Origin of the sequence: Plectonema radiosum NIES-515 (assembly GCF_025753815.1) — a bacterium.
Classification (GTDB): domain Bacteria; phylum Cyanobacteriota; class Cyanobacteriia; order Cyanobacteriales; family Nostocaceae; genus Hassallia; species Hassallia radiosum_A.
The window spans coordinates 1-8,131 of record NZ_JAOWRF010000296.1 but is presented as its reverse complement, the minus strand read 5'-3'; the positions used below and the strand labels follow the sequence as shown (position 1 = coordinate 8,131).

The following is an 8,131-nucleotide window of genomic DNA, read 5'->3' as shown; positions in this document are numbered from 1 at the left end:
ACATTCAATTTTTCCTTAGTCCGCGCAGGCGGACTTTGTTTGTGTAGCCGCGAATGGAATTCGCCCCGACTTCGTTTGTGTAGCCGCGAATGGAATTCGCCCTGGCTCTAAATTGACTACTCCTTTTTTTCCCTTGTCGAGCTTACCATTACAGGCACTAAACTTTTAATTAAACCCGTAATCGCCACAATCACAGACGCAATTCCCCCAATCGACAATGAAGTTAAAATTGCCACCGCGAGAATGATTTCAGTAGGGCTGTATCCATCTCGCATCCAAGTAGATGGATTCTCTACCGATGTTGGCGAGGTGGGGATTAATTGGGAAGTTTGGGTGGTTTGATTGGAGTTGACTGGAGTTGTTAAGGAAGTTTTCACGGCTGAACCTCTTCTAAATGTTTCATATGTAAATCGTATTTCTGCCAGAAGAAGAGGAGATTCCCTAGAAATGGAGACAAAGTAGAGAGAAGGTAGAAATTAAGTAGAATCGAGAAGAAATCTCACAAGCTGTCTATGCAATGGGCTGATTTTCTAGCCAATGAAGCTGCTACTCATAGCTTATCCCCAGAGCAAACGGCAGCTTTTGTAGAGCGGTTGAAGACTGAAAACTCAGGGAAGAGTGAAGCAAAACTTGCTAGCGAGTTGAAAATCAGTGCGGCTGCTTTCAAAAAGCGGATGACTGAGGTTTATGACAAATTCACCCAGAGTTATCCTGAGTTAGCCAATTCTGAAAGCCGGGGTAAGCTAGAAAAGTTACGGGCTTGCCTCACAGCGAAATATAGCGGTTCTCACTTCGATGCACCTCACCCCGCATTGAGTAAAGCAAACGCTCCCCTCTCCTTAGCAAGGAGAGGGGTGGGGGGTGAGGTTAAAAAATGTACTTCATACAAACGAGAACCGCTATATAATGGCGGGCAAGATGCCCACCCCACAATTAAAGAAATTCATCATAGTATTCCCCCTGCTGTCCCATTTGAAAAATTTGTGGGACGTGAAGCAGAACTACAAAACCTGCACTCCTCATTACAAACATCTCGCCAAGTTGCAATTGTAGCTGTGGCGGGTATGGGTGGAGTAGGCAAAACTGAACTTGCTACCCAATACGCCAAACAGCATTTGCAGAATTATCAAGGTGGGGTTTGCTGGTTATCAGCACAGGGAATAGATGTGGGAATTCAGATTCTCAGATTTGCTGAATTGAAATTTAAACTCATTGCACCGGACGACTGGGAATTAGCAGATAGGCTGAGATTCTGCTGGCAAAATTGGCAACCAGGTGAAGTGCTGCTGGTATTTGATGATGTCACCGACTACAAAAAACAGGTTCAGCCTTATCTACCCCCAGAATCACCCCAGTTTAAAGTATTGCTGACAACGCGCCTGGGGTTTGATAGAACTTTGCCGCAATTGCGTTTAGATGTTCTCAAACCATCGGCGGCAATGAAATTATTAAAATCGTTGGTTGATAGAGAACGACTCAAAAGCGAACCTTGGGTTGCGAGAAGAATTTGTAAATTCTTGGGATATTTGCCTTTGGCGTTAGAGTTAGTGGGGCGATATCTGGATACAATGCCAGATTTGTCTCTGGAAACACTGCTAAAGCGGCTAGAGAAAAAGCGACTGGAACACGAAGCAGTCGCCAAGGCTAACCCATTGATGCGTTATGAATACGGTATCGCTGAAGCTTTTGCATTGAGTTGGGAACAGTTGGATGAAAATGCACAAGGTGTTGGCTGTTACCTGAGTTTGTTTGCTTTAGCTGATATTCCGTTATCTGTTGAGGCGATAGAAGATGAAGAAACACAAGAAGTCTGGGAGAAAGCTATAGCTGAGTTGCGGAAACTGCATTTAATACAACGACAAAGTAAAGGAATTTATCGTCTACATCCACTGATTCGACAATTTTTCCAAATGAAGTTGGATGAGTCAAGTGAGGGGGATAAGGTGAAAACAAACTTTGTAGCGATGATGGTAGAGGTGGCAAAGCAAATTCCTGAACAGCCTAACCGTGAAGATATTTTCAACCTCACTCCCTTTATCCCCCACCTTGCAGAAGTTGCAACCCACCTATCCCAATATCTCAGCGACGAGGATTTAATTTGGGCTTTCACAGGCTTAGGCAGGTTTTATGAAGGTCAAGGACTTTATCAGCAAGCAGAACCTTGGTTGCAGCAGTGTGAAAAAGTCACTAAAAATCGTCTTGGTTTAGAACATCCCCATGTCGCCGCTAGCCTGAACAATCTCGCATTACTCTATTATTTTACAGGACGCTACAGCGAAGCCGAACCTTTGTATCAGCAAGCTTTGTCACTGTACAAACGCTTACCGGGAGAAGAACATCCCGATGTCGCCGCTAGCCTGAACAATCTCGCAGAACTCTACTTTTCTACAGGACGCTACAGCGAAGCCGAACGCCTACTTCTGCAAGCTTTGTCACTGACAAAACGCTCACTCGGAGACAACCATCCCCATGTCGCCACTAGCCTGAACAATCTCGCATTACTCTACGAATCTACAGGACGCTACAGCGAAGCCGAACCCCTGCATCTGCAAGCTTTGTCACTGAGAAAACGTTTACTGGGAGACAACCATCCCGATGTCGCCACTAGCCTGAACAATCTCGCATTACTCTACCGTTCTACAGGACGCTACAGCGAAGCTGAACCCCTACTTCTGCAAGCTTTGTCACTGACAAAACGCTCACTGGGAGAAGAACATCCCGATGTCGCCGCTAGCTTGAACAATCTCGCAGGACTCTACTTTTCTACAGGACGCTACAGCGAAGCTGAACCCCTACTTCTGCAAGCTTTGTCACTGACAAAACGCTCACTGGGAGAAGAACATCCCGATGTCGCCGCTAGCTTGAACAATCTCGCAAAACTCTACCGTTCTACAGGACGCTACAGCGAAGCCGAACCTTTGTATCAGCAAGCTTTGTCACTGTACAAACGCTTACCGGGAGAAGAACATCCCGATGTCGCCGCTAGCCTGAACAATCTCGCAGAACTCTACTTTTCTACAGGACGCTACAGCGAAGCCGAACCCCTGCATCTGCAAGCTTTGTCACTGATAAAACGCTTACTCGGAGACAACCATCCCCATGTCGCCACTAGCCTGAACAATCTCGCATTACTCTACTTTTCTACAGGACGCTACAGCGAAGCCGAACCCCTGCATCTGCAAGCTTTGTCACTGAGAAAACGCTTACTGGGAGAAGAACATCCCGATGTCGCTAATAGCATGAACAATCTTGCAGAACTCTACCATTTGACAGGACGCTACAGCGAAGCCGAACCTCTGTATCTGCAAGCTTTGGCAATTTGTGAACGTACTTTAGGTGTAGATCATCCCGATACAATGACGGTAAAAGAAAATTATGCAAGCTTTTTAAGAGAAGCATATCCCTAACGATCGCACCTCTCCAGCAAATCACACAAAATTGATGCCACACAACAGTTGTAGTTTAAATTTTAGCAGCGATCTTCCCCTCATAACTAAAGTACAGTAAAGAATAGAGCGTAGACGAGCTTGTCGTAGACATCGCTTTGCGGTTTCAAATTCCAAACGCCAAATTTGAGGATAAATTTATGCGAACAGTACCAATCCAATTACCAGAAACAGTATTTTCAGCACTTCGTAAAAATCCGGAAGAATTTATCCAAGAAATGCGAATTGCCGCAGCAGTTAAATGGTATGAATTAGGTGACATTTCACAAGCCAAAGCAGCAGAAATTGCTGGGCTAACTCGTGCTGAATTTATTAATGCCTTATCACGCTACCAAGTAGATTTTATGCAATATACTGCCCAAGAATTAGCCCAGGAACTGGCAAATGTCGATTAATCGTGTAATTATTAACTCTTCACCTTTGATTGTTCTTTTAAAAAGTCAACAAGCACAATTACTTCCACAATTCATATCCAAAGTACAGTAAAGAATAGAGCGTAGGCGTAGCCCGTTTATGTACTTGACACCACTTTGCGCTGCGCTAAAATACCAAGGACAATTGCTACCAAGAACAATGCTGGAATATCACCAAATAGGTGTCCACGTTCAACAGGGTCAATTACTGCATGTACCGCCATGATCAGCCCGTGGACTACACTTGATGTGACGGTGAACCAGATTAAACTGAGGTGAGCTTCTGGTTGCCTTGAAGCCAACAGCAAAAATACACCAAGCGTCGCATAAACACCAATGATCATGTGTTCGGATTCGTGGTGAGCTGATTGCCATGACCAGCCTGATGCCCAGACCTGACTCAGCGGATAGATCAGTAAAAAAGCTATTCCACTAATAATCAGAGCAATTCGTAAATAGCGATCGCGCTCATCCATTGCTTTAACCTCCGCTATTTTCTAGTGCAGTCTCTACTAAAAAAACTGCCTAATTTTATGATTGTATTCCCACTAGTGACACTTCAGCTTTGGAGTGTTAGAAATTTTAATGCTCCTCGTGGTTTAAAACTGATTCAACTGTGAGTGCAAGTCGATGCATTAACAATGCAAGTCGATGCATTAACAATGCAGGTCGATGCATTAACAATGCAGGTCGATGCATTCACAATGCAAGTCGATGCATTCACAATGCAGGTCGATGCATTCACAATGCAAGCCCTTTTCCTAAGCTTGTCCAATAGACATCTCCGAAAAACAATGTAGAGACGTAGCATTGCTACGTCTCTACAAGGGTTGTGGGTAGCGCATATTTAATTTCTGGAGATGTCCAATTAAAAAACTTTACCTTACTGATAGTTTTTTAGTTGCAATGGGTACATGAAATGTACACTATACCACTGTCTACAGCTATGACTATCCAAGATACTACACGCCGTTTGCGCCCTCAAACCATTAGTCAAGATATTGACTCATTCCACGGTTTGCAAACCGTCAGCACCTACAACACAACTCGTGCTGATGCCTCTACTGCAAACTTACAGCAAGTTTATCAGGCGATGTTGATTTCTCAACAAACCGAAACCGAGAAACTAGCTTTATACCGTGCTGCTGCTGATGCTGCCCGATTAGCAGAATGGGAATTTCATAATGCTGTATTAGCGATGAAAGAAGCCGTGCGGGGGCAATATGGCTCAGATAGCGATCAAGCTCAAGCGGTGGGATTGAAGAAAAAATCAGACCGCAAGCGTCCTTCCCGCAAAAGGCTAGTTGCCTTGGCAAGTTAATCACGTCAATTATTTTAGTATCAGGCGATCGCCCTTGAAAAAAAAGTTGGCGATCGCCTTTTTGAAATTTTTATTTGCAGTGTTAGCGCAGCGTTTCTGAAACAGGATCAACTTGACTTAACTAAGACTTACGCATTGTCAGCTCCGTTTCCAGCCGATCATATCATTGAGCAGGCACGGGTAATTGGAATTTATGAGCGCTGATTAGGAGAAAAAATGTCAGTAATAACAATAATTTGATTAAGGAATCGGTGAGGGGTGCTTTTAAGACATGCCAACGCAAAAACAAATCGAAATCTGCTTCATTCTCAGTTGCAGATTAACTAAAATGTATGTACCGATATACTTGGTAAGAATTGACGAACGTACAGAAGAGGTATTCATTTTGGCAGGGGAAGAGACAGAAATCGTCATTTACAAAACCGGCTATTGGAGATATTTATGAGCAAACCCGACTTCGCAGCAATGACACGCTCCCAATTCCGTCAATATATCCTTGAGCATAGGGAAGATGACGAAGCGTTTTCAATTTACGTTGAAAGATTTAAAAATCCTGACGCTAAGGTGTATCCACCACCGAAAAGTTTAGATGACCCAGAAATTGACATAATACTTCGTGAGCATTTGGAGCAGGGGCACAATCCAGCATAAAAGTAATGGTATTGTAATTGACTTAAGTTCCAATGTGCTTTCGTTTTCAGCCATTCGATAACTTCTTGTTTTTGCTGCGAAGGAAGTAACCGCTATGATAGTTGAGGTCTGCTATGCTTTATTATAAAAATAGAAGCATAGCGATCGCTACCATTTGAATGTCAATAATTAATCGCTTTGCAACCAGTTGACTTTACCACTCTCACAGCTGCTTGTAGCGAAATCCGCGCTAACTGGCTACCATCACGACTAGAGCAAGTTCATCAGCGCGATCGCTATACTATTGCTGTGGCATTACGCACCCTAAAACATCGGGGTTGGCTAGAGATTTCTTGGCATCCTCAAGCTTCTCATATTTGTATTGGCGATCCGCCACCGAGAAAACCTGATACATTTACATTTAGCCAACAATTAGTACATCAATTGGGTGGTTTAGCGCTGGTGGCAATTGAAGCGATCGCACCTTGGGAACGTGTGATTAATTTACAATTTGCTCGTCGTCCTGGTGAAACCGCTCTATATCACCTTTACGCTGAAATCATGGGCAAATACAGCAACGTCATCCTCACCGATGCCAATAATGAAATTATCACCGCTGCCCATCAAGTTAGTCAGCAACAGTCTACCGTCCGTCCAATCCAAACCGGACAATCTTACGAAACTCCACCCAAACTTACTAATACTACCCCCAGTTTGAGCGAATCCCAAGAACGCTGGCAAGAACGGGTAAGCTTAGTCCCAGGAGCGATCAAGCGTCAGTTACTCAAAAGTTATAGCGGCTTGAGTGCAGCACTCCTAGATACTATGTTACAGGCAGCTTCTTTAGAGCCAGAAGCTGCAACCGATACTTTTAAACCCGACGATTGGCAAAGATTATTTCAACGCTGGCAAGAATGGTTGCAAGCTTTGGAGGAGCAAAAGTTTCACCCAGCTTGGACAAATAATGGATACACTGTAATGGGTTGGGGTGGAGTTGCACCAGTCAAAGATATCCAAGAATTAGTTTACCGCTATTATACAGACGAGCTGAATCAACAGGTATTTTCGCAACTGCGCCATCAGCTGACTCAGAAGCTAAATAACATTTTAGCAAAATTGCGGCTCAAAGCTGATACATTTAAAAAACGCTTGCAACAATCAGAGCAAGCCGATGAATATCGCCAAAAAGCTGATTTGTTAATGGCGTATCTGCAAGAATGGGAACCAGGGATGAAAGAAATTACCCTGGCAGACTTTGAGAATGGTAAACCTGTAGCGATCGCACTTCAACCCGATAAAAATGCAGTACAAAATGCCCAAAGCCTTTACAAACAGCATCAAAAACTCAAACGTGTCAAAAGTGCTGTAGAACCGTTGCTGGCAGAAGTGAATGGTGAAATTGAATATTTAGAACAAGTAGAAGATGCGATCGCGCAAATAGACAAGTACCAAACAGCAGAAGATTTAGAAGCTTTAGACGAAATCCGCGAAGAACTGATTGGACAAAAGTATCTAGAAGATCCAGAATATCGTAACCGCACTTCTAATGAAAGCGCTAGCACTAACTTTCATCGTTACCGCACTCCCAGCGGTTTTGAAATCTTAATCGGTCGTAATAATCGTCAAAATGACTATTTAACCTTTCGTGTAGCCGGCGATTATGACTTATGGTTTCATGCTCAAGAAATTCCCGGCAGCCATGTCCTACTACGCTTAGAACCTGGTGCTGTACCAGAAGAAGCAGATTTGCAATATACCGCCAATCTTGCTGTATATTATAGCCGCGCTCGTCAAACCGATCAAGCGCCTGTAGTCTATACTCAGCCAAAGCACGTTTACAAACCCAAAGGAGCCAAACCAGGAATTGCCATTTACAAACAAGAGCGCATCCTTTGGGGACAACCGCAATTAGTTAATAAGTAATCGTCAATGGTCAATGGTCAATGGTCAATGGTCAATGGTCAATGGGAAAAAAGAATTATTTACCTCATCTCCCCCACTCCCCCACTCCCCCACTCCCCCACTCCCCCACTCCCCCTACATCCATTGAATTATTCTTAAAGATAGAGGCTAATTGTCTTTTTTATGAAATCGCAATAAAAAAAGTGTGTTGACTGCTACAATACTGTGAAGAAAGATTGCTCGTGAAGTTTTGGGAACGCGCAATTCGGATTAACTCTATTGAGAAGACAACGTTAAAACATATTTAAAGACCGGCTGTGGGAGGCGGGTCTTTTTTTATACCCATTTTTGCAAAAAAGCTGCTTTTATTTCTTGTCGTTCCACAACGACTGCGTTAAATCCACAATAGATTTTCTTTT

General features: G+C 43.6%; 8 protein-coding genes. 6 read left to right on the top strand and 2 right to left on the bottom strand.

What is annotated here, in order from left to right; translation table 11 throughout:
- Nucleotides 1-116: 116 nt before the first annotated feature.
- The gene (locus OGM63_RS20530; protein WP_263747510.1) at nt 117-377 is read right to left on the bottom strand and encodes a hypothetical protein; all 261 of its coding nucleotides are present in this window, start codon (nt 375-377) and stop codon (nt 117-119) included.
- 135 nt (nt 378-512) lie between these two features.
- On the opposite strand from OGM63_RS20530, the gene fxsT reads away from it, so the two are divergent.
- Both fxsT and OGM63_RS20520 read left to right on the top strand, forming a co-directional pair.
- Nucleotides 513-3,407, top strand: coding sequence for an FxSxx-COOH system tetratricopeptide repeat protein (fxsT, locus tag OGM63_RS20525; protein ID WP_263747509.1), 2,895 nt, complete (start codon nt 513-515; stop codon nt 3,405-3,407).
- A 179-nt stretch (nt 3,408-3,586) separates the two neighbouring features.
- The gene (locus tag OGM63_RS20520) at nt 3,587-3,841 is read left to right on the top strand and encodes a UPF0175 family protein (RefSeq protein ID WP_193200542.1); all 255 of its coding nucleotides are present in this window, start codon (nt 3,587-3,589) and stop codon (nt 3,839-3,841) included.
- A 116-nt stretch (nt 3,842-3,957) separates the two neighbouring features.
- Here OGM63_RS20520 and OGM63_RS20515 read toward each other — a convergent pair whose 3' ends face one another.
- Nucleotides 3,958-4,335: a DUF6632 domain-containing protein gene (locus OGM63_RS20515; protein ID WP_263747508.1), complete on the bottom strand. Its 378-nt coding sequence runs from the start codon at nt 4,333-4,335 to the stop codon at nt 3,958-3,960.
- Nucleotides 4,336-4,778: 443 nt separating this feature from the next.
- On the opposite strand from OGM63_RS20515, the gene OGM63_RS20510 reads away from it, so the two are divergent.
- The 4 genes from OGM63_RS20510 (at nt 4,779) to OGM63_RS20495 (ending at nt 7,733) form a co-directional block, all read left to right on the top strand.
- On the top strand, nt 4,779-5,180 hold the full coding sequence (locus tag OGM63_RS20510; RefSeq protein ID WP_263747506.1) for a hypothetical protein: 402 nt from the start codon (nt 4,779-4,781) through the stop codon (nt 5,178-5,180).
- 271 nt (nt 5,181-5,451) lie between these two features.
- Nucleotides 5,452-5,625, top strand: a complete 174-nt coding sequence (locus OGM63_RS20505) for a DUF6888 family protein (protein WP_263747505.1) — start codon at nt 5,452-5,454, stop codon at nt 5,623-5,625.
- Nucleotides 5,622-5,831: a DUF6887 family protein gene (locus OGM63_RS20500; protein ID WP_263747504.1), complete on the top strand. Its 210-nt coding sequence runs from the start codon at nt 5,622-5,624 to the stop codon at nt 5,829-5,831. The genes OGM63_RS20505 and OGM63_RS20500 overlap by 4 nt, the downstream gene beginning before the upstream one ends.
- 177 nt (nt 5,832-6,008) lie before the next feature.
- Entirely contained in the window at nt 6,009-7,733 is a 1,725-nt protein-coding gene (locus OGM63_RS20495) for an Rqc2 family fibronectin-binding protein (RefSeq protein WP_263747503.1), read from the top strand.
- Nucleotides 7,734-8,131: the final 398 nt, after the last annotated feature.

What these genes read in the sequence shown, in the direction of transcription:
- OGM63_RS20505 (WP_263747505.1), top strand. Translation starts at nt 5,452, where the DNA reads ATGCCAACGCAAAAACAAATCGAAATCTGCTTCATTCTCAGTTGCAGA.
- fxsT (WP_263747509.1), top strand. Translation starts at nt 513, where the DNA reads ATGCAATGGGCTGATTTTCTAGCCAATGAAGCTGCTACTCATAGCTTA.
- OGM63_RS20515 (WP_263747508.1), bottom strand. Translation starts at nt 4,335, where the DNA reads ATGGATGAGCGCGATCGCTATTTACGAATTGCTCTGATTATTAGTGGA.
- OGM63_RS20500 (WP_263747504.1), top strand. Translation starts at nt 5,622, where the DNA reads ATGAGCAAACCCGACTTCGCAGCAATGACACGCTCCCAATTCCGTCAA.
- OGM63_RS20520 (WP_193200542.1), top strand. Translation starts at nt 3,587, where the DNA reads ATGCGAACAGTACCAATCCAATTACCAGAAACAGTATTTTCAGCACTT.
- OGM63_RS20510 (WP_263747506.1), top strand. Translation starts at nt 4,779, where the DNA reads ATGTACACTATACCACTGTCTACAGCTATGACTATCCAAGATACTACA.